This is a genomic window from Ralstonia sp. 25C, assembly GCF_051904805.1.
Taxonomy (GTDB): Bacteria; Pseudomonadota; Gammaproteobacteria; order Burkholderiales; family Burkholderiaceae; genus Ralstonia.
Window position 1 is genome coordinate 1,041,405 of sequence record NZ_CP196737.1, and the last position, 24,278, is coordinate 1,065,682.

Annotated in this window: 23 protein-coding genes; 15 read left to right on the forward strand and 8 right to left on the reverse strand. The window is 65.0% G+C overall.

The genetic code is table 11. The features are described 5' to 3' along the window. The first annotated feature begins 42 nt into the window (after positions 1-42). Positions 43-495: an inner membrane protein YiaA gene (yiaA, locus tag ACS7SF_RS04865; RefSeq protein WP_439891928.1), complete on the forward strand. Its 453-nt coding sequence runs from the start codon at positions 43-45 to the stop codon at positions 493-495. A 76-nt stretch (positions 496-571) separates the two neighbouring features. Here yiaA and ACS7SF_RS04870 read toward each other — a convergent pair whose 3' ends face one another. Beyond that, positions 572-1,225, reverse strand: a complete 654-nt coding sequence (locus ACS7SF_RS04870) for a hypothetical protein (RefSeq protein WP_439891929.1) — start codon at positions 1,223-1,225, stop codon at positions 572-574. 296 nt (positions 1,226-1,521) lie between these two features. Here ACS7SF_RS04870 and ypfJ point away from each other — a divergent pair, with 296 nt between their 5' ends. Next, positions 1,522-2,409 (forward strand): KPN_02809 family neutral zinc metallopeptidase, encoded by an 888-nt coding sequence (gene ypfJ, locus ACS7SF_RS04875; RefSeq protein ID WP_439891930.1) that lies wholly within the window; start codon positions 1,522-1,524, stop codon positions 2,407-2,409. Positions 2,410-2,472: 63 nt separating this feature from the next. Here the strand turns inward: ypfJ and ACS7SF_RS04880 are convergent, their stop codons facing one another. Further along, a complete protein-coding gene (locus tag ACS7SF_RS04880; RefSeq protein WP_439891931.1) occupies positions 2,473-4,590 on the reverse strand; it encodes a hypothetical protein in 2,118 nt (705 codons plus the stop codon). A gap of 210 nt (positions 4,591-4,800) precedes the next feature. Continuing rightward, on the reverse strand, positions 4,801-5,547 hold the full coding sequence (locus ACS7SF_RS04885) for an SDR family oxidoreductase (RefSeq protein ID WP_439891932.1): 747 nt from the start codon (positions 5,545-5,547) through the stop codon (positions 4,801-4,803). 149 nt (positions 5,548-5,696) lie between these two features. Between ACS7SF_RS04885 and ACS7SF_RS04890 the strand changes: the two genes are divergently transcribed. The 5 genes from ACS7SF_RS04890 to ACS7SF_RS04910 all read left to right on the forward strand — a co-directional run bounded on the left by ACS7SF_RS04890 (position 5,697) and on the right by ACS7SF_RS04910 (position 11,021). Continuing rightward, positions 5,697-7,172: an AlkA N-terminal domain-containing protein gene (locus ACS7SF_RS04890; RefSeq protein WP_439891933.1), complete on the forward strand. Its 1,476-nt coding sequence runs from the start codon at positions 5,697-5,699 to the stop codon at positions 7,170-7,172. Between the two features lie 5 nt (positions 7,173-7,177). Next, entirely contained in the window at positions 7,178-7,726 is a 549-nt protein-coding gene (locus ACS7SF_RS04895) for a methylated-DNA--[protein]-cysteine S-methyltransferase (protein WP_439891934.1), read from the forward strand. A gap of 63 nt (positions 7,727-7,789) precedes the next feature. Next, entirely contained in the window at positions 7,790-8,716 is a 927-nt protein-coding gene (locus ACS7SF_RS04900) for a DMT family transporter (protein WP_439891935.1), read from the forward strand. 104 nt (positions 8,717-8,820) lie between these two features. Beyond that, complete coding sequence (locus ACS7SF_RS04905; RefSeq protein ID WP_439891936.1) at positions 8,821-9,345, forward strand: cytochrome b; 525 nt, start codon at positions 8,821-8,823, stop codon at positions 9,343-9,345. 362 nt (positions 9,346-9,707) lie between these two features. Then, positions 9,708-11,021 carry a HipA N-terminal domain-containing protein gene (locus ACS7SF_RS04910; RefSeq protein ID WP_439891937.1) on the forward strand — a complete coding sequence of 438 codons (1,314 nt, stop codon included), beginning with the start codon at positions 9,708-9,710 and terminating at the stop codon, positions 11,019-11,021. A gap of 29 nt (positions 11,022-11,050) precedes the next feature. Here the strand turns inward: ACS7SF_RS04910 and ACS7SF_RS04915 are convergent, their stop codons facing one another. After that, positions 11,051-11,323, reverse strand: a complete 273-nt coding sequence (locus ACS7SF_RS04915; protein ID WP_426394628.1) for a hypothetical protein — start codon at positions 11,321-11,323, stop codon at positions 11,051-11,053. A gap of 231 nt (positions 11,324-11,554) precedes the next feature. Between ACS7SF_RS04915 and ACS7SF_RS04920 the strand changes: the two genes are divergently transcribed. Both ACS7SF_RS04920 and ACS7SF_RS04925 read left to right on the forward strand, forming a co-directional pair. Next, on the forward strand, positions 11,555-12,922 hold the full coding sequence (locus ACS7SF_RS04920) for a M20 family metallopeptidase (RefSeq protein ID WP_439891938.1): 1,368 nt from the start codon (positions 11,555-11,557) through the stop codon (positions 12,920-12,922). A gap of 68 nt (positions 12,923-12,990) precedes the next feature. After that, entirely contained in the window at positions 12,991-13,794 is an 804-nt protein-coding gene (locus ACS7SF_RS04925; RefSeq protein ID WP_439891939.1) for a transporter substrate-binding domain-containing protein, read from the forward strand. 9 nt (positions 13,795-13,803) lie between these two features. Here the strand turns inward: ACS7SF_RS04925 and ACS7SF_RS04930 are convergent, their stop codons facing one another. Next, positions 13,804-14,610, reverse strand: coding sequence for a hypothetical protein (locus tag ACS7SF_RS04930; RefSeq protein WP_439891940.1), 807 nt, complete (start codon positions 14,608-14,610; stop codon positions 13,804-13,806). Between the two features lie 415 nt (positions 14,611-15,025). Between ACS7SF_RS04930 and ACS7SF_RS04935 the strand changes: the two genes are divergently transcribed. The 5 genes from ACS7SF_RS04935 to ACS7SF_RS04955 all read left to right on the forward strand — a co-directional run bounded on the left by ACS7SF_RS04935 (position 15,026) and on the right by ACS7SF_RS04955 (position 19,782). Then, complete coding sequence (locus ACS7SF_RS04935; protein WP_426394633.1) at positions 15,026-15,298, forward strand: hypothetical protein; 273 nt, start codon at positions 15,026-15,028, stop codon at positions 15,296-15,298. Between the two features lie 294 nt (positions 15,299-15,592). After that, positions 15,593-16,801 carry an HD-GYP domain-containing protein gene (locus ACS7SF_RS04940; protein WP_439892698.1) on the forward strand — a complete coding sequence of 403 codons (1,209 nt, stop codon included), beginning with the start codon at positions 15,593-15,595 and terminating at the stop codon, positions 16,799-16,801. Next, positions 16,783-18,336, forward strand: a complete 1,554-nt coding sequence (locus tag ACS7SF_RS04945) for an ABC transporter permease/substrate-binding protein (protein WP_439891941.1) — start codon at positions 16,783-16,785, stop codon at positions 18,334-18,336. Before ACS7SF_RS04940 ends, ACS7SF_RS04945 begins: the two co-directional genes overlap by 19 nt. A 71-nt stretch (positions 18,337-18,407) precedes the next feature. Then, a complete protein-coding gene (locus ACS7SF_RS04950) occupies positions 18,408-19,175 on the forward strand; it encodes a sulfite exporter TauE/SafE family protein (protein WP_426394636.1) in 768 nt (255 codons plus the stop codon). 172 nt (positions 19,176-19,347) lie between these two features. After that, the gene (locus tag ACS7SF_RS04955) at positions 19,348-19,782 is read left to right on the forward strand and encodes a hypothetical protein (protein WP_439891942.1); all 435 of its coding nucleotides are present in this window, start codon (positions 19,348-19,350) and stop codon (positions 19,780-19,782) included. A 77-nt stretch (positions 19,783-19,859) separates the two neighbouring features. Here the strand turns inward: ACS7SF_RS04955 and ACS7SF_RS04960 are convergent, their stop codons facing one another. Together ACS7SF_RS04960 and ACS7SF_RS04965 are read right to left on the reverse strand one after the other, a co-directional pair. Beyond that, positions 19,860-21,260 (reverse strand): GntP family permease, encoded by a 1,401-nt coding sequence (locus tag ACS7SF_RS04960; protein ID WP_439891943.1) that lies wholly within the window; start codon positions 21,258-21,260, stop codon positions 19,860-19,862. Between the two features lie 163 nt (positions 21,261-21,423). Next, positions 21,424-21,759 carry a hypothetical protein gene (locus ACS7SF_RS04965; protein WP_439891944.1) on the reverse strand — a complete coding sequence of 112 codons (336 nt, stop codon included), beginning with the start codon at positions 21,757-21,759 and terminating at the stop codon, positions 21,424-21,426. 191 nt (positions 21,760-21,950) lie between these two features. Between ACS7SF_RS04965 and ACS7SF_RS04970 the strand changes: the two genes are divergently transcribed. Next, a complete protein-coding gene (locus tag ACS7SF_RS04970; RefSeq protein ID WP_439891945.1) occupies positions 21,951-23,291 on the forward strand; it encodes an MFS transporter in 1,341 nt (446 codons plus the stop codon). Between the two features lie 36 nt (positions 23,292-23,327). Here ACS7SF_RS04970 and ACS7SF_RS04975 read toward each other — a convergent pair whose 3' ends face one another. Beyond that, positions 23,328-24,080 (reverse strand): oxidoreductase, encoded by a 753-nt coding sequence (locus ACS7SF_RS04975; protein WP_439891946.1) that lies wholly within the window; start codon positions 24,078-24,080, stop codon positions 23,328-23,330. Between the last annotated feature and the right edge of the window lie 198 nt (positions 24,081-24,278).

Consider the following 24,278-nt stretch of genomic DNA (forward strand, 5'->3'; position numbering starts at 1 on the left):
CCCACCGCGCGTTCCCTGACGTGTTGATCTCAAGGAGACCTTGTGAAACCGCAACTCCAAGCCCCGTCGTTTGCATTTGTCGCCGTGTCCTGGGCGGCGTTGCTCATCGGCTTCTTCTCGTTTCTGATTGGGCTGTACAACGCCAGCATGCAGCTCAATGAGCGCGGCTACTACTTCACCGTACTGGTCTACGGCCTGTTTGCGGCGGTGTCGATCCAGAAGAGCGTGCGCGACCGCGCCGAGGGCATTCCCGTCTCGGGGCTCTACTACGGGCTGTGCTGGCTTTCCACGCTGCTGGCCATCCTGCTGTTGTGCGTTGGCCTGTTCAACGCCACGCTGGCCCTGAGCGAAAAGGGCTTCTACGGCATGTCGTTCGCACTGGCGCTGTTTGGCGCGATTGCCGTGCAGAAGAACACGCGCGATATCCAGGCTGCGCGGCCTTACACAGTGGAATCGGAGTTCGTCCAGCTGCGTGAAGGCAGCGACGCCAACTAAGCGGCTGGCTCAAAAATACGCACCACATGCCCTGACGCAATCAGGGCATTTTTTTTGCCGCCGCAGCCTCGATCGATCACGCGCCCTTGTACCAGGCCGCATTCCACGGCGCACCATGCCCGCCATGACGGACACCGCGATGGTGGCGACGCGTGCCCCGGCTTGCGCGGCCATCGCCTTCGAGTGCGGGTGCTTCATCGTTCATGGTTTCGCTTTCGGCTACCGTGCGTGCACGGGCGGGCACCTGGGAATAGATGCGCTGCTCCATGCGGTCGCGCGCGGCGGCCACGCGGTCCGGTGAAGCCGGTTGCGCGGGCTCCGATTGGGCCACCGGAGATACCGTCGCCGCCGTTGCCGCGGAGGCCGAAGGTGCCGCAGAAGCCGATGGCGCCGATGGCGCCGCACTGGCCGGTGCTGCAGCCACCGCAACGCCCATTGCATCGCCCGCCTGCTCCGCCGTGGGCGTGTGGTTTGCCAGGCTCTTCACCCAAGGCGCGTGATACATCCCCACGTATACGGCCCCCGTCACGGCAATCAGGGCCGCTGCTACGTTGGTAAACGCGCTACCCACGATGGCACCCGGCACGCGTACCCACCAGGGCTTGCGTTCGGCTGCGGAGGGCTGGCTCTGCACGTCGGAAACCTCGGTCGGGTCGACATGTGTGGAAGCAAGCGGCGGTGTCTGTGCGGTATCTGGAGCTTGAGCGGTAATCGAAGCAGGCAAGCGCATGGTGAACACTCGGGTCGTTCAGTCGGCAGCGTGGTGCGCTGCCGATCGTGATTCGAAAATCGCCGCGTGACACGCGCGTGACAGGGCGGCGTTGGGATGAGCAGCTTTGGGTAGCAAATTTCCTGCCGGACTTTGTGCAACGCCACAAACCGGTGCAAACCCTTGCCAGTGCTACGTTCGCGAAAAAATGCAGACGATTCCGGTCGCGCCAGACACCCCCGCCGGCCTGCAAGGCAGGTAGACTTTGCAAAGTTTACCGGGTGTAACGCCGGGGCCAGGGCATCAAGGAGAAACACGTGCGTTGGGATGACATGCGCGAAAGTAATAACGTCGAGGATGAACGCGCTTCCTCGGGTGGTGGGGGCTTCGGCGGCGGCGGGATGCGGCTGGGCATTGGCGGCATTGCCATCGTGGCGGTCGTCGGCCTGCTGATGGGCAAGAACCCGCTCGAAATCCTCGGCATGGTGATGCAGGTGTCGCAGAACGCGCCCGCACCCTCCGCGCAGCATGCACCCGCCCGCCCCACCGGTGAGACGGACAACGATCGCAGCAAGCAGTTGGTCTCGCACGTGCTGGGCGATACGGAAGACACGTGGTCGCAACTGTTCAAGCAAGCGGGCCGCGCGTATCAGCCGCCCAAGCTGGTGCTGTTCCGCTCGGGCATCCGCTCGGGTTGCGGAGATGCCACCTCAGCGGTAGGCCCGTTCTACTGCCCGGCCGATACCAAGGTCTATCTGGACCTCGGCTTCTTCGATGAACTGCGCCGCCGCTTTGGCGCGCCGGGCGACTTTGCCGCCGCGTATGTCGTCGCGCACGAAGTCGGGCACCACGTGCAGAACCTGCTGGGCGTGTCGGAGAAGGTCAGCCGCGCACAGGCCGGCAAATCGCAGGCTGCAGCCAATGCGTTGTCGGTCAAGCTGGAGTTGCAGGCTGATTGCCTGGCCGGCGTGTGGGGCCACTACGCACAGCAGCGCGGGCTGCTCGAGCGCGGCGATCTGGAACAGGCGCTCACCGCCGCACACGCCATCGGCGACGACACCCTGCAGCGCAACGCCGGCCGCAGCGTCACGCCTGATGCCTTTACGCACGGCACGTCGGAGCAACGCATGCACTGGTTCCGCCAGGGCTTCGACGCCGGCGACATCCGCCAGTGCGATACCTTCCGCGCCGGCGCGGACGCTTGAGTCCGCAATAGAAAAGGGCGTGCCGCCTGGCACGCCCGATTCTTCACTTCGCAGCCTTCTCGCTCAGTTGTACGTGTACACCGAGCTCTTGAGGCTGTTGTCCAGCATGCGGTAGTTGAACAGCACCGAGCGCGTGCCCGAGCTGGTCAGCGCCGGCACCTGTTGCGCATTCGGCAGGTTGATCACCGCCGAAGTTGCGCCCCTGGGCACGTTGATTGTTCCGCTGTAGGTGTTCTTCAGGTCCACGGTGACAGCCGCGCCACCAATCTGCTGTGCCGCCGGGTTCTGCGCCCAATCCACCGTCACCGAAGACAGCGCGCCATTGGTCGTGCCGTTGGCCGGATTCAGCGCCGCCAGCGTCTGGCTGCCCGCCGTATTCCACGGCAGATTCACCGCTTGCGTTGCTTGCACCAGATCCGTCAGCAACGTCTTGTGATAGACGCGGTCAGGCGTGGTTTGCGTGCCGTAGAACAGCTCGATCTGATACCGCGCACCCTTCGTCACCGGGGTCGTATCCAGCGTATCCGACGCCTGGGCCCAGACCGGATTGCTGAAATCGCTGCGTGGGGCAGCCAGCGTAGTTGCGGCGCTGCCCGTCAGGCCGACCGTGCGGGCGAACCAGAAGTTGGGGCAGTTGTAGGTTGCCGTGCCGCCGTTGCTGCAACGCGTTGTGCCCGGGACGATGCCGAACTTGTTGCTCACGTCCATGTACACCTGGGTCGGCTCGTTGCTGTCACCGGTGGGCGCGATATAGACGAGGCCGCTGGTGGGCAGGCCCGGACCGGTCACACGTGCGAACGCCAGAGGCCCGTTGCTGTTGACACTGCCCGGCCCCTTGGCGTTGATCCAGAACTGGATGCCGGTCTGGAAGTGGCTGTAGTTGTTGCTGGTCGCGCTGGTGCCGGCGAAGGTCGGGTTGACCTGCTCAACGCGGCGAACCTGCAGGCGGTCGATCACTTCCACCGGCTGCTGATTGCCCACCACCCACCAGTTGGACGGATGTGCAGCCGACGTGCCAGAGGCTACGTAGCGGGCCAGCAGAATGATGTTGCCCGGGTTGCCGCCGGCATCCACGTACTTGACGTTCAGCACGGCCGAGTCAACCGTCGGCGACGACGGCGAGCCCGCCGGATAGAACGCCATGACTTCCGGCACGTTGAACTTGGCACCGGTCATGCTGTCGCTGTTCAGCAGGTTGAAGACCCACTGCCCGAATGCGTAGCCGTTGTGCAGGAAGGCAATGCCACCGGCATTGCTGGTATCCGATGCGATGTTCTGGCAAGCCGGCGCCAGCGACGTCACCTTCCAGCCACCTTGCGCGGCAGTCAACGTCGTGTCGATGCCCAGCACGCGCTGCGAGGTCGGCAGCGCAAAGCACGCCGTCAGCGCGTTCGCCAACACCTGGGCGCCTTGCGGCAGGCTCGAAACATTGGGCGCCGGCGCGGGCAGCGTCGAACCGCCACCCGTAGCAGTCGCCAGCGGCACGGGCGTGCCGTCGACCGTGCCCAGTTGCAGTTGGCCGGTGGCGGGGTTCTTCGATACGGTCACCACGTCCAGGATCTGGTCAGCCGTGTTGCCAACGCCAGCCGATGTGGCGGCGGTAATGCTGGTGGCAAACGGGTCATAGTTGGCCGGCGCACCAATGGCGCTCAGCACCGACGCCAGTTGCGCCACCACATTGGCGGTGACGGCCTTGAGCGCGTTCGCATCCACCGTCTTGGCATTGACCAGCGTGAGCGGATTTCCGTCCGACGCCAACTGCGCCACGATGGCGGTGGTCAGCGGGGTGGCATTGAGCGTGAGCGGCGTGCCGGCCGGCGGCGTAGTCGTCGTCACGCTGACCAACGGTGCGGTATTGCCGGTGGGGTCGGTCACGACCACGAAGAACGGCGCGGTCTCGCCTGCTTTCAGCGTGCAGGTGTAGGTGCCCAGGGCGGTGGTGGTGATGCTGGCTTCCGCGCATGGCGAATTGCCGGCCCCGTCGGTCACGGCAACGTTGGCGTTGGCCAGCGCGCTACCCGTGGCGGCGGTGCCGGTCAGGCTGGCCGACGCCGGCGTTGCGGTGTTGCTGGTGCTGCTGTCCGATCCCCCACAGCCGGCGACCAGCGTGGCGGTGGCCAATGCGATGGCCGTGACGGTTGAACCCACGCGCCAGGCGCGGCTGACGTACCCTGCTCCCATTATTTCCCCTTGTTCCAGGTTGACTAGATGTCCCGTTGGTCGTGAAAACACCGGGCATGGCCTCTTTGGGCGTACGCCGGCTGCGCGCTTCATCGTGTGTCTTTTTCTTCACACTGTGAATAGCGCTCGAGGATGATAGGGAAAGCGTCCGGGGCGGCACATCCCCAATTCAGGGGATAACCGTTCGATTAGCGTCACACGAGGGGGCCGTCAGCGGCCGCCGCTGCAATCCAGTAATGCGCCTGTCACATAAGACGCCGCGTCGGACAGCAGCCAGACGATGGATTCAGCCACTTCTGCCGGCGTGCCTGGCCGGCCAATGGGCGTGCTGGCGCCCAGGCGTTGCGCGCGATCGGGTTGGCCGCCCGAGGCATGGATGTCTGTCTCGATCAAACCCGGGCGGACGGCGTTCACACGCACGCCATCGCGGGCCAGTTCGCGCGCCAAGCCCAGCGTCATGGTATCGACAGCACCCTTGGAGGCTGCGTAATCAACGTATTCGTGCGGCGAGCCCAACCGCGATGCCGCCGAAGACACATTCACCAGTGCCCCACCCAACCCGCCGCGCGACGTGGACAACCGCCGCGCCGCCTCGCGTGCCACCAGGAAGGCGCCCAGGACATTGGTCTCGAACATCGTGCGCAGGCGATGCGTGGTCATATCGGCCACGTCCTGCGCTTCGGCCACGATGCCTGCGTTGTTGACCACCCCGTGCAACGCGCCAAAGCGCCCCGCCGCCGCCTCGAACAACGCAATCACATCCTCGTCGTTGGACACGTCACCCTGCACCGCGAGTGCGTGGCCGCCAGCCTGCTCGACGAGGGCCACCGTCTCCTCCGCCGCCTGCCGATTACCGCGATATTGCAGCGCAATAGACCAGCCGCGTTGCGCGCACAGCACCGCAGTTGCGCGGCCGATGCCCCGGCTGCCGCCGGTGATGACGATGGTCTTTGACATGCCAGTCTCCCGAGGTGTTGTTGTGCTCGCATTGTGCCGATATGCCGAGCACTTTTTCTGGCTTTCGGTACCGAGGGAGATGTCCGTTTCCGGCGAACGCGGCCCTCCTGGCAGGGCTAGACTAGCTGCCAAGTCATCGGATCACTACCATGCAACTCGACCACGACGCCTGCTACCACGCGGTGCAATCGCGCGACCGGCGCTTTGACGGCTGGTTCTTCGTCGGCGTGACCTCCACCGGCGTATATTGCCGGCCCGTTTGTGCAGTTCGTACGCCGCAGCAGAAGAATTGCCGCTTCTTTGCGACACCCGCTGCCGCCGAGCGCGCGGGCTTTCGGCCCTGCCTGCGCTGCCGCCCAGAGTTGGCGCCCGGGCACAGCCTGGCCGAGATGTCATCCAACCTGGCACGCGCAGCCGCCCGCATGATCGACGAGGGCTTTCTGCAGGAGCACGACCTGGCTGCATTGGCCGCTGCGGTGGGCGTGACCGACCGCCATCTGCGCCGCATCTTCCGTGCAGAGTTTGATGTTTCGCCGGTCGAATACGCACAAACGCAGCGCTTGCTGCTGGCCAAGCAGTTGCTGACGGACACCGCCATGCCGGTCGGCGAGATTGCCTTTGCGGCCGGCTTTGGCAGCGTGCGTCGCCTGAACAGTGGATTCGCCGAGCACTATGGCTTTGCGCCATCGCGTTTGCGCGCACGCACCGCCACCGCGCGCAACGAAGACGGCCCCACGCTCATGCTCGGCTATCGACCGCCTTTCGCATGGCATGCGTTGCTCGATTTTCTGCGCGCCCGCGCCATCGACGGCGTGGAAGTGGTCGATGCCGACAGCTACGCCCGCACCCTCATCGTGGACTATGGCGGTGTGCGGCACACCGGCTGGCTGCGTGCGCGCGACGTGCCGCAGCGCCATGCGGTGGCGCTCACGCTGTCGCCCAGCCTGCTGCATGCCATGCCACCCGTGCTGGCCCGCGCGCGCCGGCTGTTCGATCTCGATTGCCGGCCTGATCTGGTGGATGCACACCTCGGCACGCTCGCGGCTGAAACACCGGGCTTGCGCGTACCCGGCGCCGTGGATGGCTTTGAGATTGCCGTGCGTGCCATTACCGGGCAGGTGATCTCGCTCGTGCAAGCGCGGCGCATTCTCGCGCGCATGACAGCGACCTACGGCATGCCACTGGCGCAACCACACGAAGGGCTGTCGATGGCGTTTCCGTCCGCCGCCGCGCTAGCGCAAGCGGACCCACACACCGTATCCACGCAGACCGGCCTGCAAGCCAGCCGTGCCGCCGCAGTGGTGGAACTCGCCCGCGCCATGGACAGCGGCCGCCTGCAACTTGAACCCCTCGTGCCGCTCGGCCCCACGCTGGCCGCATTGCAAGCGCTGCCTGGCGTTGGCGAATGGACCGCGCAATACGTCGCCATGCGCGCGCTGGGCTGGCCCAACGCATTTCCGTTTGGCGATTACGTGCTGCGCAAGCGCCTGGCCAACAGCGATGGCACCTTGCCCACGCGCCGTGCCATGGTCGAGCGCGCAGAACCGTGGGCGCCCTGGCGCGCCTACGCCGCCATGCACCTCTGGCACCGCGAAGACGTGCTCGCGACCGCCCCATCGGACTGACGACCATGTACCGCCACACCTTCCCTTGCCCGCTTGGCGACCTGCTGTTGATCGCCAACGACACCCACCTGACCGGTGCATTCTTCACCGGCCAGAAGACGATTCCCATGAATGCTGCGCGCATGTCGCCCGGTGCCCGCGTGCCGGTCATCCGCGAAGCGCAGGCGCAGTTCGAGGCGTACTTTGCTGGCCGGCTGCAGGTGTTCGATGTGCCGATGGCGCCCACAGGCACGCCGTTTCAGCAAGACGTGTGGCGCCTGTTGTGCGAAATCGCCTTCGGCGAGCGCACGACCTACGGCCAGATCACCGCACGCCTGGGCCTCACGCGGGAACATGCGCGCGCGGTGGGCACCGCCGTGGGCCGCAACCCGATCTCGATTGCCATCCCGTGCCACCGCGTGGTGGGTGCCGATGGCGCACTGACCGGATACGCCGGCGGCCTGCCGCGCAAAGCCGCGCTGCTGCGTATGGAAGGCCACCCCGCGCACGTCGGCGCACGGCTGCCGATGCCGGAGGATGCTCGCCAAGGCACGCTGGCGCTCGCGCCTGCATAAAACGCCAATCGCGCGGACAATGCGCGCACATCACGCTCACACAACATCAACGAGACAACCTTCATGCGCCGCTCCGATGTGGTCGAACTCCTGACGCTTGCCGCCTTGTGGGGCGGCTCCTTCCTGTTCATGCGCGTGGCCGCGCCGCAATTTGGGCCCGTGGCGCTGATTGCACTGCGCGTGGGCATCGCGTCGTGCTTTCTGGTGCCGGTGCTGGCCTGGCGGGGCGGGCTCGGGGCATTGCGTACGCACTGGCCACACCTATTGGCGGTGGGGCTGCTCAACTCGGCTATTCCGTTCTGCCTGTTCGCCTATGCGGAGCTCACGCTCACGGCGGGCTTTACGTCGGTGCTGAATGCGGCCACACCGCTGTTCACCGCCATCGTCACCTTCCTGTGGCTGGGTGATCGGCTGTCGCCATGGCGCGTGCTGGGGCTCGCGATCGGCTTCGTGGGGGTGATCGTGCTGGTGGGCGGCTCGTCCGTCATCGACGCCAAGCAGGGTGGGCTGGCGGTGGCGGCAGCGCTCGGGGCGACTGTGCTGTACGGGCTTGCTGCCAGCTATACCAAGCGCCACCTCACCGGCGTACCGCCGCTGGCCACCGCAACGGGCTGCCAGCTGGCCGCCACGATCGTGCTGGCACCGTTGGCCATCTGGCTATGGCCCACGCAAACGCCCACCGGCGATGTCTGGTTCCACGTCATTGCCCTCGGCATCGCTTGCACGGGCGTTGCATACATCCTGTTCTTCCGACTGATCGCCCATGTCGGGCCGACACGCGCGGCTTCCGTGACGTTCCTGATTCCTGTGTTTGGCGTGCTGTGGGGCATCCTGTTCCTGGCAGAACAGTTGACGCTGAATATGGTGATCGGCTGCGCGGTGATCCTGCTCGGCACGTCGCTATCGACCGGCATGCTGGCGCCGCGCAAGAAGGCCAACGCAAACGGCACTGCCAACGAGAAAGATTCGCTTTTGCGTTCGGGCCGCTGACTGCACGTATTGGGCAAGAACAGCGCGGCATTGCTGGGCGAGATCAAACCCCGCCGGCAACGCCTGCGCTAGGGTAGAGGCAGATTCCTAGCAAAGAGGTTGCCATGCCCCAGCTCCCCGAGCGCTATGCGCGCCCTTCCGTCGTCGTGCATTGGCTGATGTTTGTTCTGTTTGCGTGCGCGCTCGCGGCCATCGAATACAAGGGCACGCTTCCCAAGGGCTCGGCGGAACGCGCCCTGTTCACGTCCATTCACATGATGCTCGGACAGGGCATTCTGCTCTTCGCTTGCGTGCGGGTCTGGCTGCGATGGCGCTACGTGGCGCCGGGCGATATAGGCTCAGCCTGGCAAGTCGCGAGCGCCCGGCTGGTGCACTGGGTGCTGTACGCCATGATGTTCGTGCTACCCGTGACTGGCGTCCTGTTCGTGCAAGCGGCTGGACATGACGTCCCGATGCTCAGTTGGACACTTCCCCGACTCATCGCGGAAAACCCGGGCTTGAAGTCGACACTTAAATCCGTACACGAGTTTATTGGTAATGCCGTGTATTTCGTGGTCGGCCTGCACATTGTCGGCGCGCTTTGGCACCAGTTCGTGCAGCGCGACAATTTGCTCACAAGAATGCGATAAATCGTTGCATTGCAATAAATTCTCGCCGATGACGCGCCGCGGGTAGTTCTTTCCATGGCACCACCACAAGGTTTGGCGAGCGATTTTAAGCACTTTCAAGCCTGAGATAGAAAATTCAAACATCGGCTCGAACGCACTTGATATTAGCAATCTGATAATCGGATTTCAGAAATCTGCATCATTGAAAAGACCTTTCCTGGGTGGTTTGGCAGATTTTCTTTGTTATGCTCGGGCCTCGGTCGATGAGGGGCGTGCAAAGAAATCTCCGCGGTGCATCTGCGTATCGATGATTTCCGATTGCTGGCGGGTCCTCCGCAGCACGGCCGACCAAGCACGCTCCATCAAATACGTTGGATACGCGCATGCTGGACATCTACCTGAACAAACACCTGATCGGCCAACTGTCATGCGGTCGCAGCGGCTGGGCGTTCGAATACGACGCCCGATGGCAAGCATCCTCGCAGGGCTTTGACCTGAGCCCGCACCTGCCGCGCGCAGCCGGCACCATCGTCGATACGGCGAAGGCGCAGCCGGTGCGCTACTTCTTTGAATACCTGCTGCCAGAAGCCACGCGTGAGGTGCCCAAGACTGCGGCTGCCGCCCTGGAGCATCTCGCCCAGGCCGCGCCCCACTTGGATGGCCCGCTGTCGTTGGTGCCGACGGGCCTCAAGCCTTACAACGGCCGGGCAGATGGTTTGTCCGAACGCGATGTCGTGCTGCAGTTCCAGCAGAGCATTGGGCAGCCCAGCCAGCCGACTGCGCTGCGCGTGGCCGAACCGCGTGCCCACTACGGCATGCCGCAAACCGCGCCCGATTCGGACGAGATCCGCCTGCCCTTCCTGGCCTCCAACGGCCTGCCGGTCTCCATGTGGCTGGGCCGGTTTTCGGCACCGGCCACCGCCGCACAATCGAGCCATTTTGTGCGGCTGGATCTAGGCGAAGGCGCTCAGCTTCCGTACGCCACCATCAATCATTGCTGGGCCACGCTGCTCGGCCGCAGCATCGGGCTAGAGACGCCATTCCTCGGCTTGCGGCAGTTTCCGGAAACCGCCGCCGTGGTGCAGCGGCTGGATCGCACGCTGCGCTGCAAGAGCGACGACACCGCGCTGGTGCAGGCGCGCTATGTCGTCTCTGCCGTGCAGTTGCTCGGGCTCTCGCCCAAGCACCGCTTCCTGCCGATCACCGTCGAACAAGTCGCCCAATGCGCGCGCCTGTGCGCCGACCCGACGGCCGCCACGGCGTCGCTCTTCCGCTGGATGGTGTTCTGCCTGCTGATTGGCGGGCGCAATGCGTCTGCAGGTACGCTGCATTTCCACATCGGGCCCGACGGCATTCGCTTGGCCGCGCACGATCATCTGTTCTGCGCCGCCGTCTACGCCAAGGAGTGGGATGCCGATGCGTTGCCCGCCGACGCGCAGGCCCGCTACGACGCCATTGACCAGGATGCGCTGCTCGCGCTGGCGGACCACCTCGGCTACGACGCCGCGCAGGCCCGCCGCGAACTGCTGCGCCTGATCAGCATGCTGGCGCCGCAGTCGTCGTTTGTGGCGACACATCTGTCGCAAGCCCTGGGGCATTCGCCGACGCGTGCGGCTGAGATCGATTTTCTCGCGCGCATCCACCGCCACGTGTCGGAGACAGCGCGCCGGCTGGGCGGGAAAACCGCAGAAATCTGAAGCAGTCCAGTTGAGAACTGCGGCGAGGTCTACAGCGCCGCCAAGCTGACCGTGCCATAGCGCGCATAGCCGTGCGCGGCCAGCGTATCCATCGCCTCGGCTTCGGCACGGGCGAACGCCAACGCCAGGACATCGGGGCTCCCCGCCCCGCTGGCGAATGCCTGATAGGCGGCAAAGGCCTCGCGCGGCGCAACGCCACTAAACTCAAGCACCCGCTGCGCGGCTTCCAGGGCCGCGCGAATCGCCGTCTCTCCAGGCGGGGCATCGCGAAACGAGAGCTGAAGGCACATCGTCGGCGTCATTTCGAGTTGCGATTCCCTGAGAGCGGCACACCCGACTCAGTCTAGGCAAGCATGGGGCCGGTGCCAACTCTCGTGGCATCGCGGGGCGCCGTGCGACCTGCCTATCCGGGCTGCCCCGGGGTGCGCAGACGTGTATGCGACTGCATAATCAGGACGGTTGACGAAGCAACGATGCCACATCGAACGCCCACCACGCGCCTGAGAACACCGCAGAACGCAGGAGACCACCTCATGACCCTTCGCCCCACTCGTTTCAAGCACACCGCGCTCGCCTGGCTGATGGCAGGTGTTGCCGTTCCGGCCTTGGCGCAAACGCCGGCCGTCAGCAGCATCGACGTCGCGCAGATCAAGCCGGCGGTGGATGCCGCAGTCAATGCGGAATATGGCCAGCTCGATACGCTCTACAAAGACATCCACGCGCATCCGGAGCTCGCCTTTCAGGAAACGCGCACGGCCGCCACGCTGGCCGAGACGATGCGCAAGATCGGCTTTGACGTGACGGAGCACGTCGGCAAGACGGGCGTGGTGGCCGTCTATCGCAACGGCGCTGGCCCGACGATCTTGGTGCGCACCGAACTCGACGCGCTGCCGATGGAAGAGAAGACCGGCCTGCCCTACGCCAGCCACGTGCGCACGAAATGGCGCGGTGAAGATGTGGGCGTGGCGCACAGTTGCGGGCACGACGTGCACATGGCCTCGTGGGTCGGCACCGCCAAGACGCTGGTGTCGCTCAAGGACCGCTGGCACGGCACGCTGGTCTTCGTGGCGCAGCCGGCCGAAGAGGTCGTGGGTGGCGCGCAGGCAATGATCGACGACGGCTTCTTCAAGCGCTTCCCCAAACCCGACTATGCATTTGCGCTGCATACGGGCCCAGGGCCGTATGGTTCGATCGTCTTCAACAGCGGCCCGGTCACGTCCAACTCCGACGGACTGGAAATCACCTTCAAGGGTCGCGGCGGCCATGGCTCCGCACCCGACAAGACCATCGACCCGGTGATGATGGCCGCACGCTTCGTGGTCGATCTGCAAAGCGTGATCAGCCGGGAGAAAGACCCGCAGGAATTTGGCGTGGTGAGCATCGGCGCCATCCAGGGGGGCAGCGCCGAGAACATCATCCCTGACAGCGTGCTGCTGCGCGGGACGATCCGCTCGTACAAGCCGGCGGTGCGCCAGAAGATGCTCGACGGCATCCGCCGCACGGCCAAGGCGGTCACCGAAATGTCGGGTGCACCGGACGCCGACATCAAGATCACCGAGGGCGGCAAGGCCGTCAACAACGACCCGACCGTGGTCGCGCGCACCGAGGCGATGTTCAAGGCCGCCTTCGGCAACGACCGCGTGCTGCGCGTACCGCCCATTACCGCTAGCGAAGATTTCTCGGCGTTTGTGGACGCCGGCATTCCGTCGATGTTCTTCTTCATCGGCGTGAACGATCCGCAGACGTTCTTTGCCTCGCTCAAGCCGGGCGCGAAGCCGCTGCCGACCAATCACTCGCCGCTGTTTGCGCCGGTGCCGGAGCCGTCCATCAAGACGGGCGTGACGGCAATGTCGCTGGCGGTGCTCAACGCGCTGCAGTGGAACAAAGCATCAGGCCAATAGACCTGCACCAAGTCTCGGCGCGGCGCCATGGCGACCGCGCCTTTTTCATTTTCTCGATGGGGAATCTCATGTTGAATCGCTTCCTTCGTGCCGGTGCGTTTGCGCTGTGTACAGCCTTGACCGTGCCTGCGCTGGCGCAAACCACCAACCGCCTCGACGAGATCCTCGCGCGCGGCACGCTGCGCGTCGGCACCACCGGCGACTACAAACCCTTCAGCTACAAGAACCCGGCTGACGGCCAGTTCATCGGCCTGGACGTGGAGATGGGCGAGCGCCTGGCCAAAGCCCTCGGCGTGAAGCTGGAAGTTGTGCCGACCACATGGTCGACGCTGATGCAGGACTTTGCGGCCGACCGCTACGACATCGCCATGAGCGGTGTGTCTGTCACGCTGGACCGGCAGAAGAAGGCGTTCTATTCGGTTCCGTATCAGCGCGACGGCAAGACGCCGATCACGCGCTGCGAAAACCAGAGCAAGTTCCAGACGCTGGCGCAGATTGATCAGCCGAACGTGCGGGCGGTGGTCAACCCGGGGGGCACCAACGAGAAATTTGCGCGTGCGAACCTGAAGCAGGCGCAGATTCGTGTGTACCCGGACAACGTGACGATCTTCAACGAGATCGTGGCCGGCCGCGCCGACCTGATGATGACCGACGCGGTGGAGACCAAGCTGCAGCAGAAGCTCCACCCAGAGCTATGCGCGGTACACCCGGAGGCGCCGTTCGATTTCTCGGAGAAGGCCTACCTGCTGCCGCGCGACGTGGTGTTCAAGAACTTTGTCGACCAGTGGCTGCGGCAAACCATGGAGAGCGGCGAATTCGCCAAGCGCTTTGATGCGTGGCTGGCCTATCCGTGGAATACGCCCGCGAAGTAGGCGACAACCTCAGTGAAGATTGGCGCGCTCGCCGTGCTGCAACGCGAGCGCGTCGCGCAACAATGCATCGGTCATATCGCGGCCCAGTAGCTCTGGATCAAACCGCGCTGAGAAGCGTGTCGAGCACGATTCCACCTGCAACACGACCTGGCCCGGTGGCAGCAGCTCGATATCGACGTGGATCTCCTCGTCATCGTCGATAAAGGAATGCAGCAGCGTGAGCGCACGATAGCCGTCAGCACGCTCCACTGCCGCTTCCGTCCAGGACGGCGCCAGCAGCGCGCAGTTGACCAGCGTTTCGGGCTCGTCGGGCCGATACAGGTGCAGGCCCATCATGGTCGATGCGGCATCGGCCACGCTGGCCCACTCCTGCGCGGGAATCAGGTCGCCCAGCAGGCGGATGTCGTCGACGGCGGCATCGGTCTGCACGAACGCGGCGCCGAGGAAAAACGCCGTCTCATCCCGAAAGCCGCCCGCTGCGGTGTTGCGCCACAACCGGTGGCTGCTCTTGGCGCCCAGCGCCACCTGCGCCAGCACCTTGGCCGCACGCGCGCCATCGGCGCCGGACCATTGGTCCACTGCGCCATGCGAGAACAGGCGATCCGCCATCACCAGGCCCACGCCTTCCGGCAGCACCCGTTCTTCCAGCCACTTGGCCAGCACATGCACGCCGCCAAACGGCATCTCCGGCCGGCCCAGCGCATGCGCGCGCACGCGGCCGTTTTCCGGCACGTGAAATGGCATGGCGAACAGACGCGCCTGATAGGCGACGCCGTCAACTTCGAAACGGGCGATGGAAGCGGTGTTGATGGGCATGATGGCCTTCCTTCTTGCTGCAGAGGGGCGGAAAAACGCCGCCCGTACCTGCAACAACGACCATTGCAGCGGAATGTTTAGCGCTGAGGCGTCCCATCGGAGGCAGGGGAAATCCCCATGCTTGTAATGCAACGCAACAATCGGCAGCCCACTCGCGCGGAATTTTTTCCAGCGCCGCACATCTGACGTTGCGCATTAGGGTTATCCCGCATCCCATATTTCCGTGTCAGATCAATGACTTATGTGGCGATGAGGGTGCTTGGAAGGTCACTATTGTTCTTATTTTTTGAACAAAGAGTTTAAGAGAACTGCTTTTTCCCTCATCAAGCAACGACTAAGCTTATGCCATCGCGTTACCGCACTGCAGCGAACCCGCCCAGGCAGTAGCGCTCACCCCCCGACTGTGGAGCTCATCATGAAAACCAAGAACCTGATTCTCGCCTCGTTGATCGCTGTTGCCGCCGTTCCCGCCTTTGCTGCCGGCGTGCAAAGCAAGGACCCGTACACCAATGGCCAAGCCGTGACCAAGGCTGACCCGTACACCGATGGCGCCCGCAAGGCCGACGCCTACACCGATGGCGCCCTGCGCAAGGCCGATCCGTACACCGACGGCCAGCTGCGCAAGGCTGACCCGTACACGGACGGCGCCCTGGTCGGCAAGGCTGACCCGTTCACCGACGGTCAATAAGCGCATCACGCTTCTGTATTCCCCCGACTGATTCAGTCTCCCTCCCCGCTGCCGGACGCCATTTGCGCGCCGGTAACGGCTTCCCGAGGCGGCCCTTACCGGCCGCCTGTTTTTTTGCCCGCGCCGTACCCACTGCCCCCGAAAGGGCTTCGCAGTGTGAGTCTTCACGATTTCCCCTCAAGACCCGTGCGCTGTCGTCCGATAAAAGGGAAGGCACCCATTGGCACGGCAGCGTCTCCTTGCGCACTCTGGCCGGCCGTGGATCTGGACTGTGTGGATGTAACCCCCAACAACATGCGCAAGCGCATCGCCATCGAACACCTGCGGGTGGGCATGTACCTGGACGAATTTGTCGGCTCCTGGCTGGAACACCCGTTCTGGCGGGCCCGCTTTCGCGTGGAAGATGCCACTCAACTGCAACGCATCCGGGCCAGCGGCGTCCGCGAGGTGTGGATCGACACCGCGCGCGGCACCGACGTGGCCGCCGCCCAGGCTGCACCCACCGCACCCGAGCCCCCTTCGCCGCCGCTCGCCTCGGCCGAAGCGGCCATCGCCCCGCGCCCTGTCACGTATGCGGAAGAGATGCGCCGCGCCGCGCGCCTCATCGGCAAAGCAGAGCTGGCCGTGCAGACCATGTTTGCCGATGCGCGCATGGGCCGCATCATCGAGGCACGCGATGCGCTGCCGCTGGTGGAAGCCATCTCCGGCTCGGTCGACCGCCACCCGAGCGCGCTGGTGAGCCTGGCGCGCCTGAAAACGAAAGACCGCTACACCTTCCTGCACTCCGTGGCCGTGTGCGCGCTGATGGTGGCGCTCGGGCGGCAACTGGGCCTGTCAGACGACGAAGTACGCGACGCGGGCTTGGCTGGGCTCTTGCATGACATCGGCAAGATCGCCATTCCGCCCGAAGTGCTGAACAAGCCCGGCGCGCTCACCGCCGATGAATTCCGCAGCGTGGTCGTGCACCCGCAGGCCGGCCACGACATTCTGGTGGGCGACTCAGCTATGCGCGACATCGCGCTCGACGTGTGCCTGCACCACCATGAGCGCATGGATGGCACCGGCTATCCGCACAAGTTGGCCGGCGAGGGCATTTCGCTCTTTGCCCGCATGGGCGCGATCTGCGATGTGTATGACGCGGTCACCTCCGACCGCCCATACAAGAAAGCGTGGGAAGCCGCCTACGCCGTGCAGCGCATGGTGGACTGGCGCGGCAACCATTTCGACCCGGCGGTGTTCAATGCCTTCGTCAAGAGCGTGGGCATTTATCCGGTCGGCTCGCTGGTGCGACTCAAGTCCGGGCGGCTGGCTGTGGTCATGCAGCACGTACCGGGGGCATTGCTCACGCCCACGGTCAAGGTATTCTTCTCCATCAGCTCGGGCACACGGATTGCGCCCGAGCTGATCGACCTGGCGCAGACCGGCGACCAGATCGTCTCAAGAGAAGAACCCCGCGACTGGGGCCTGACCGACCTCAACGACCTTTGGATACACGGCGACTGATCCGTAGTGCCTTCACCCGGCGCCTCCTCATCGGGATCGCGCTGGGCTGGCTGATGTGCACCGCATCGGCATTCGCAGAACCGCCGCTACGCATCGGCTCCAAGCGCTTCACCGAGTCGTACGTGCTGGGCGAAATCCTCACGCAGACGGCAAGCCTCCAGGGCCCCGCCGAACACGTGCCGGGGCTGGGCAACACCGCCATCGTCTTTGCGGCGCTCAAGAACGGCAGCATCGACGTCTACCCCGATTACCTCGGTACCATCGCTGCCGAAATCCTGCACTTGCCAGCCGAACAAGCCGCCAACCCGAACCAGGCCGCGCTGCTGGCGGACGTCAACCGCGCGCTGGCGCCCCTCGGGCTGGCGGCCGGTGTACCGCTGGGTTTCGAAGACACCTATGCACTCGCCCTGCGCGAGGCTGACGCAGAGCGCGACCACATCCGCACGCTGGCGGACCTGGCCGCGCACCCGGCGCTGCGCCTGGGCCTGTCGCACGAGTTTCTTGGCCGCACCGACGGCTGGCCCGCGATAGCCAGCCGCTACAAGCTGCCGCAACGCCCCACAGGTCTGGACCACGGTGTCGCCTACGATGCGTTGCGCGCTAAGCAGGTCGACGTAATCGACATCTACTCCACCGACGCCAAGATCCGCCGCGAACATCTGCGCGTGCTGGACGACCCCGACCACGTCTTCCCCCGCTACGACGCCGTGCTGCTGTACCGCGCCGATGTGCCCCAGAAGCATGCCGCGCAATGGCAGGCCATTGCCGCACTGGCCGGGCGCATTCAGCGCGATGACATGGTGGGGATGAACGCCGCGGTGGAACTGGAAGGGCAATCCTTCTCGCAAGTCGCACGGCGTTTTCTGACCGGGCACGGCAATACGCCGGCCGCCACGCCAAGCCGGGCTTTCCTGACTCAACTGACGGATGGTCTGGGGCGACTCACGCAGCGGCATCTTTCGCTGGTGGGCATTTCGACCGGCGTGGCCGTATTGCTCGGTGTACCCCTGGGCCTCGTGGCCGCGCGGCGGCCGATCAAGCAGCCGATCCTCGCGCTGGTGGGCGTGCTGCAGACGATTCCATCGCTGGCCCTGCTGGCGATGCTCATCCCCATCGTCGGGTCGATCGGGGTGGTACCGGCATTGATTGCACTGTCGCTGTACGCGCTGCTGCCCATCGTGCGCAACACCATCGTCGGCCTGGAGCAAGTGCCCGATGGACTGCGCGATGCGGCGCTCGCACTCGGCTTCACGCCGGCGCAGCGCACGCGCGTGGTGGACTTGCCGCTGGCGCTGCCCGTAATCCTCGCCGGCATCAAAACAGCCGCCGTCATCAGCGTGGGCACGGCGACCATTGCCGCGTTCATCGGTGCGGGCGGCTATGGCGAGCGCATCGCGACGGGGCTGGCACTCAACGACAGCGCGACGCTGCTGGCGGGCGCCATCCCCGCGGCGGTGTTGGCGCTGCTCGTGCAGGGCGCATTCGAGGCGGTGGAGTGGTGGCTGCGCCGGCGCAGCGGCACCCCACTCCGGTAGCAAGCGCTGGGCGGGGCGTTCCATTACCATGCGCGGTACTTCTTGCCGCGCGCCTTATCTGCGCCTGCCCCATGACCACGCTTTCCTTTTCCACCGCCCTGCTCGTCGCAGCGGCCGGCGTCTATGCCGGCGCGCAGAATGCCCTCGCGGGCGGCGGGTCGTTCATCACGTTTCCGGCGCTGCTGCTGGCGGGGCTGAACCCGCTGGCAGCCAACATGACGTCGACCATCGCGCTGTTTCCCAGTCAGATCACCTCGTCGATTGCCGGGCGCAAGCTCGCAGGCGGCGTGGATGCGGGCGAGCACCACCTGTCGCTCAAGCAGCTCATCGTCATCAGTCTCATCGGGGGCGTGCTGGGTGCGCTGTTGCTGCTGGCGACGCCGCCATCGTTCTTTGCCAGGCTGGTGCCGTATCTCGTGCTCTTTGCCACCAGCGTGTTTGCGTGGGGCAGCTTCCGGCGCAAACCGCTGCACGCAGCGGCCGGCATGTCGACCACCACGCTGGCGACGATCCAGTTTGCGATTGCCATTTACGGTGGGTACTTCGGCGGCGGCATCGGCTTTCTGATGCTGGCCGCGCTCACCGTGGCGGGCCAGCAGGTGCGCATGGCCGGCGCCACCAAGAACGTGCTCGCCATGACGATGAATGCCTCCGCCGTGGCGGTGTTCGCGTTTTCGCCGCAGGTGAACTGGGCGGCCGTGCTGGCGCTGGGCATCGGCGGCATCGCGGGCGGATTCGCCGGCGCGTGGCTGCTGCACCGGTTGCCCGAGAAGGTGCTGCGCGGCTTCGTCGTCATCGTCGGTATCGTGCTGACGGTGTGGTTGTTCTTGCGCGCCTGAGCCGCGGCGCTTTGTTGGCACATTGACGGCGTTTGTCCGACAGCCGGTTCCGCCAACGTCCTACTGTTGGCTGGGTAGCCGCTTTCCTATTGTGACGTTCGGGGCGAGCGCCTCGATGGCACGTCGCATGCGTGTCGTGGAGTCCGCTCCGTTCACAACAAGGAGAACGAGTATGCAAGCACGCAAGATGTCAACGCTAGCCTCCCTCATCGCCATGGCCGCCTGTGCGTGGATCGGCGTGGCGCCAGCGCACGCACAGCAGAAGGATCACAGCGCCGTGACGGGGGTCAACAGCCCCATGGAAGGCCCGCGCACGCAAGTCCAGCGCAACGCCGATGCGGCCGAGAACCCCGGCTATCACAACAGCGCCACCGGTGCGCAACCTCACGCGACGCCGGGCACGCTCAAGCAGAAAGTGCACCACGCGCATGTGAAGACCGACAAGTGGGTCAACAAGCACGTCACGCACCGCAAGGGCAAGGAGAGCGCACAGACATCGTCAGACCACGCCTTCTGGTCACGCCGCGCCAACCAATGCGACTCGCTGGTCGGCGAAGCGCAGCGCGTTTGCCGTGACCGCAGTTCCGAAGCGGTGAACGGCCAGTAGTTCAAAAGCCGAGTACGCGACACACAGAAAAAAAGCCACCGGACTTCGGTGGCTTTTTTGTTGCAGCAACGGTGGTGTCACACGATGCCAGTCGCGTAGAACACGGCAATCACAAAGAACACCGCCAGCGTCTTGATGATGGTGACGCAGAACACATCGCGATACGCCTCGCGGTGCGTCAGGCCCGTCACGGCCAACAGCGTGATGACGGCGCCGTTGTGCGGCAGCGTATCCATGCCACCCGAGGCCATCGACGCCACGCGGTGCAGCACTTCCATCGGAATGCCCGTGGCCTGCGCGGCTTGCACAAACTGATCGGCCATCGCCGCGAGCGCAATGCTCATGCCGCCTGATGCCGAACCGGTGATGCCCGCGAGCGTGCTGACCGTCACCGCTTCATTGACGAGTGGATTCGGAATGGCACGCAGGCCTTCAGCCAGCACCAGGAAGCCCGGCAGCGCAGCGATGACACCGCCAAAGCCATATTCCGACGCCGTGTTCATGGCCGCCAGCAACGCACCGGCCACGGCCGACTTGCTGCCCTCGGCAAAGCGGTCCTTCACCGCACGGAAGCCAAACACGATCACCACGATGATGCCGATCAGCAGTGCCGCCTCCACGGCCCAGATCGCCGTCATCTTGTCGGCTTCCACCGTCAGCGGCTTGGGCAGACCCGGCAGCGCAACGGTGACGACCTTGCCGTACCACGTCGGAATCCAGCGCGTGAACAGCAGGTTCATCACCCCCACCAGCACCAGCGGCAGCAGCGCGACGAGCGGGTGCGCGAGCTTGCCGCCCTCGGCGGTTTCAGGTTCGTTGACGAGCTTGGTCAGGCCGTGGTCGTAGCCGTGGCCATTGCGTGCGGCCACGCGGCGGCGCCACTCCAGATACGACATGCCGACTGCGATGATGAACAGCGCGCCGATCGTGCCCAGCCAAGGCGCGGCCCAAGACGTGGTGTGGAAGAACGTGGTCGGGATGATGTTCTGAATCTGCGGCGTGCCCGGCAGCGAGTCCATCGTGAACGAGAACGCACCCAGCGCAATCGTGCCCGGAATCAGGCGCTTAGGGATGTTGCCCTGACGGAACATCTCCGCCGCAAACGGGTACACCGCAAACACCACCACGAACAGCGACACGCCCCCGTAGGTGAGCAACGCGCACACCAGCACGATGGACAGCATCGCGCGTTTGGCCCCCACCACGCGGATGACCGACGCCACGATCGAGCGCGAGAAACCCGACAGCTCGATCACCTTGCCGAACACGGCACCGAGCAGGAACACCGGGAAATACAGTTTGACGAAGCCGACCATCTTCTCCATGAAGATGCCGGCAAAGACCGGCGCCACGGCGGACGGATCGGTCAGGAGCACCGCGCCCAGGGCAGCCAGCGGTGCAAACAGAATGACGCTGTAACCGCGATACGCGGCAAACATCAGGAATGCCAGCGCGGCCAGCACGACGATGACGGACATCGACAATCTCCTCGCACATTGTTTTGGTTTTATGAGCGAGGGATTGTATGTCGCGATGCAGCAGATTCCGTTACGCAATCACGCGTATTGAACTGACGGCGGAATTGGCGTTCAAGCGCGCCCGGCGGGCCTTTGCGTCACGTTGGCGATGAATGGCGCGCGTTCAATGATGGTGACCCCAGCCTCCGTGTCCCCAACCTCGGCCACCCCATCCACGCCCGCCCCAACCCCGGTGGCAGCCCCAGCACCCGCCTCCACCGATCCACACGCTGCCGTACACCGGCGCCGGATACACGGCCGGGCCGTAGTAGGCATACGGATCGTAGGGATAGGCCGGATAAGCGGCCACGGGCGCCACTGCCGCGGGTGCGACCGGATTGCCGTAGGCGTCGTAGTACGGCGCGACCACGCACCCGGCCAGTAGTGCCGCCGCGCAGAGGGCCAAAGCGGGCGCGAAGGTTGCCGCTGAACGGCGCGCCGGTTGCGGTGTCGGGTTCATGATGTGCTCCGTTGAATGCATATGGATAGGCAGATATGCATTCGACCATGTTGGAGGTGTTCAATTCCAAGGACTTCGTATACCGGTGCGCTGTGAATCATTGCCGGATCACTTACCATGGCCGCTTCGCCTGTCGCGCGGGGGAGAGAGAACGCGGCCGGCGATGCCCACACACACTGGAGGACACATCCATGCAAGCCACCGAAGCCACGACGGCGCCCGCCCGGGGCGATCGTGCACCGGCACCGGCCATCTCTGCGGCCACCCGACGCAAGGCCATCATTGCCGCCACCATCGGCAACGGCCTCGAATGGTTCGACTTTACGGTCTACAGCTTCTTTGCCGTCATCATTGCCAAGCTGTTCTTCCCCACTGGCAATGATTTCACCTCGTTCATGCTGACGGTCGCCACGTTTGGCGTGGGGTTCTTCATGCGACCGGTCGGCGCGGTGGTGCTCGGCGTCTACGCTGATCGCGTGGGCCGCAAGGCGGCGCTTACGCTCACCATCCTGCTGATGGCGCTGGGCACGGCCATCATCGGGCTGGCACCGACGTATGGGCAGATTGGTATCGGCGCGCCCATCCTGATCGTGATCGCGCGGCTGATACAGGGCTTCTCGGCCGGCGGTGAAGTCGGCGGCGCCACGGCGTTCCTCATCGAATACGCACCCGACGAAAAACGCGGCTACTTCGCCAGCTGGCAGCAGGCCAGCCAGGGCATTTCGTTCATGCTCGGCGCGGCCATGGGCGCGATCGTCACGAACAGCTTCACGCCCGAGCAGATCGACGCCTGGGGTTGGCGCATTCCGTTCCTGTTCGGCCTGCTGATCGGCCCGGTGGGCATGTACATCCGCTCGCACCTGCACGAGCCGCCCGCGTTTGAACAACAAAAGGCGCGCGCCGCGAAGGAATCGCGCCTGGCGCCGCTGTCGCAAGTGTTTCGCGATCATCCGCGCGAAGTGCTCGGCGGCCTGGGCGTGACCATCCTGTGGACGGTCTGCACGTACACGCTGGTGTTCTACATGCCGACGTACGCCAAGCAGCAGCTCGGCTTGCCGCTGGGCGCAACGTTCCAGTCCACCGCGCTGTGCGGCGCGATCATCCTGGTGCTGTGCCCGCTCATGGGCACGCTGTCGGACCGCGTTGGCCGCAAGCGCATGCTCGGCACGGTGGCGCTGGTGATTGCCGCCGTGGCGTACCCGCTCTTCCACTGGTTGAACGTCAGCCCGAGCGTGCAGACGCTGCTGCAGGTACAGGTGATCCTGGGCGTGCTGCTGGCGGCATTCACGGGGCCCGCACCGGCCGTTCTGGCCGAGCAGTTCCCGACCGCCGTGCGCTCCACCGGCCTGTCGATTTCGTACAACCTGGCGGTGACGATCTTCGGCGGCTTCGCCCCGCTGATCGTGACATGGCTGATTGCCAGCACGGGCAGCAAGCTGGCGCCGTCGTACTACGTGATGGTGGCCGCCATCATCAGCGTGTTTGCGCTGTCGCTGATGCACGACCGCACGGGCAAGCCGATCGAGAAATAATCAGTTGAACCCGCTGCAGTGATCACGGCCGGTGGCTCAACCCACCGGCCGTTCGTCTTTGGTGGCCAGCAATGCTGCGTTCTCCAGCACACGCACACCCGGCGCATCCACGCGGGCCGCGTTGACTAGCGCCGCCGCCACCGACTCCGCAGGCACAGGCCGCCAGGTGGCCGGCACCATCCAGCCGAGCATCGTCGATAGGTTTTGTGCAATACGTTCTGCGGGGCGGCGTTCTGCACGCGCACCCAGCATCAACGAGGGCCGCACGATCGTGACGGACGGAAAGCCGACCGACAGGATCGCGGCCTCCGCCTCGCCCTTGCAGCGGTTGTAGAACACGCTCGAATGCGTATCCGCCCCGAGCGCCGTCACCAGCAGGAAATGATGGGCGCCTGCAGCAAACACACGGCGCGCCAGTTCCGCCGGATAGTCCACATCCACGCGCCGGAACGCCGCCTGCGAACCGGCCTGCCGGATGGTCGTGCCCAACGCGCAGATCACGATGTCCGCCGCCAGCGCGGCCTGCGCTTCAGGCGCGTCCAGCCGCTCGAAATCGACCACGCACTCACGCAACCGACCCGGCATCGCCTGTCCCGATGCCAAGGCGCCCGGCCGCCTGACCAGTGCCGTCACACTGCTCGCCCAGGTCTGCGCCACCAGGCGGCGCACGACCGCACGCCCCACCAATCCATTGGCTCCCGCCACCAGCACAGCGGGCCCGCGCGGCGGCTCCGTGGCATCGTCCTCCGCCTCCGAGCCTTGTGCGACGGGCGCTTGCGAACTCGACATGATGGTCTCCGTGAGGTTGTCGTGGACCGAAAAAGGACAGTGTACGGCGGCCGGCGTGTGGGTTTTTGGAGGCTCGGTCTGCGCGTTTTCGGTGCGTGAAAGACTGACTGAAATGCAAACAAACCCTGTCGATATCAGGTTTTTCCCGGATACCCGCCCGCAAACCTAGGCAGGACAAGTGTCGGTTGCGAGCAACGG

Bases quoted from the DNA above. Each gene is read 5' to 3' on its own strand.
- ACS7SF_RS04905 (WP_439891936.1), top strand. From the start codon at position 8,821: ATGCCCCAGCTCCCCGAGCGCTATGCGCGCCCTTCCGTCGTCGTGCAT.
- ACS7SF_RS04890 (WP_439891933.1), top strand. From the start codon at position 5,697: ATGCAACTCGACCACGACGCCTGCTACCACGCGGTGCAATCGCGCGAC.
- ACS7SF_RS04930 (WP_439891940.1), bottom strand. From the start codon at position 14,610: ATGCCCATCAACACCGCTTCCATCGCCCGTTTCGAAGTTGACGGCGTC.
- ACS7SF_RS04880 (WP_439891931.1), bottom strand. From the start codon at position 4,590: ATGGGAGCAGGGTACGTCAGCCGCGCCTGGCGCGTGGGTTCAACCGTC.
- ACS7SF_RS04895 (WP_439891934.1), top strand. From the start codon at position 7,178: ATGTACCGCCACACCTTCCCTTGCCCGCTTGGCGACCTGCTGTTGATC.
- ACS7SF_RS04900 (WP_439891935.1), top strand. From the start codon at position 7,790: ATGCGCCGCTCCGATGTGGTCGAACTCCTGACGCTTGCCGCCTTGTGG.
- ACS7SF_RS04975 (WP_439891946.1), bottom strand. From the start codon at position 24,080: ATGTCGAGTTCGCAAGCGCCCGTCGCACAAGGCTCGGAGGCGGAGGAC.
- ACS7SF_RS04920 (WP_439891938.1), top strand. From the start codon at position 11,555: ATGACCCTTCGCCCCACTCGTTTCAAGCACACCGCGCTCGCCTGGCTG.
- ACS7SF_RS04950 (WP_426394636.1), top strand. From the start codon at position 18,408: ATGACCACGCTTTCCTTTTCCACCGCCCTGCTCGTCGCAGCGGCCGGC.
- ACS7SF_RS04935 (WP_426394633.1), top strand. From the start codon at position 15,026: ATGAAAACCAAGAACCTGATTCTCGCCTCGTTGATCGCTGTTGCCGCC.
- ACS7SF_RS04965 (WP_439891944.1), bottom strand. From the start codon at position 21,759: ATGAACCCGACACCGCAACCGGCGCGCCGTTCAGCGGCAACCTTCGCG.
- ACS7SF_RS04960 (WP_439891943.1), bottom strand. From the start codon at position 21,260: ATGTCCGTCATCGTCGTGCTGGCCGCGCTGGCATTCCTGATGTTTGCC.
- ACS7SF_RS04870 (WP_439891929.1), bottom strand. From the start codon at position 1,225: ATGCGCTTGCCTGCTTCGATTACCGCTCAAGCTCCAGATACCGCACAG.
- ACS7SF_RS04940 (WP_439892698.1), top strand. From the start codon at position 15,593: ATGCGCAAGCGCATCGCCATCGAACACCTGCGGGTGGGCATGTACCTG.
- ACS7SF_RS04910 (WP_439891937.1), top strand. From the start codon at position 9,708: ATGCTGGACATCTACCTGAACAAACACCTGATCGGCCAACTGTCATGC.
- ACS7SF_RS04925 (WP_439891939.1), top strand. From the start codon at position 12,991: ATGTTGAATCGCTTCCTTCGTGCCGGTGCGTTTGCGCTGTGTACAGCC.
- ACS7SF_RS04915 (WP_426394628.1), bottom strand. From the start codon at position 11,323: ATGACGCCGACGATGTGCCTTCAGCTCTCGTTTCGCGATGCCCCGCCT.
- ACS7SF_RS04885 (WP_439891932.1), bottom strand. From the start codon at position 5,547: ATGTCAAAGACCATCGTCATCACCGGCGGCAGCCGGGGCATCGGCCGC.
- ACS7SF_RS04970 (WP_439891945.1), top strand. From the start codon at position 21,951: ATGCAAGCCACCGAAGCCACGACGGCGCCCGCCCGGGGCGATCGTGCA.
- ACS7SF_RS04955 (WP_439891942.1), top strand. From the start codon at position 19,348: ATGCAAGCACGCAAGATGTCAACGCTAGCCTCCCTCATCGCCATGGCC.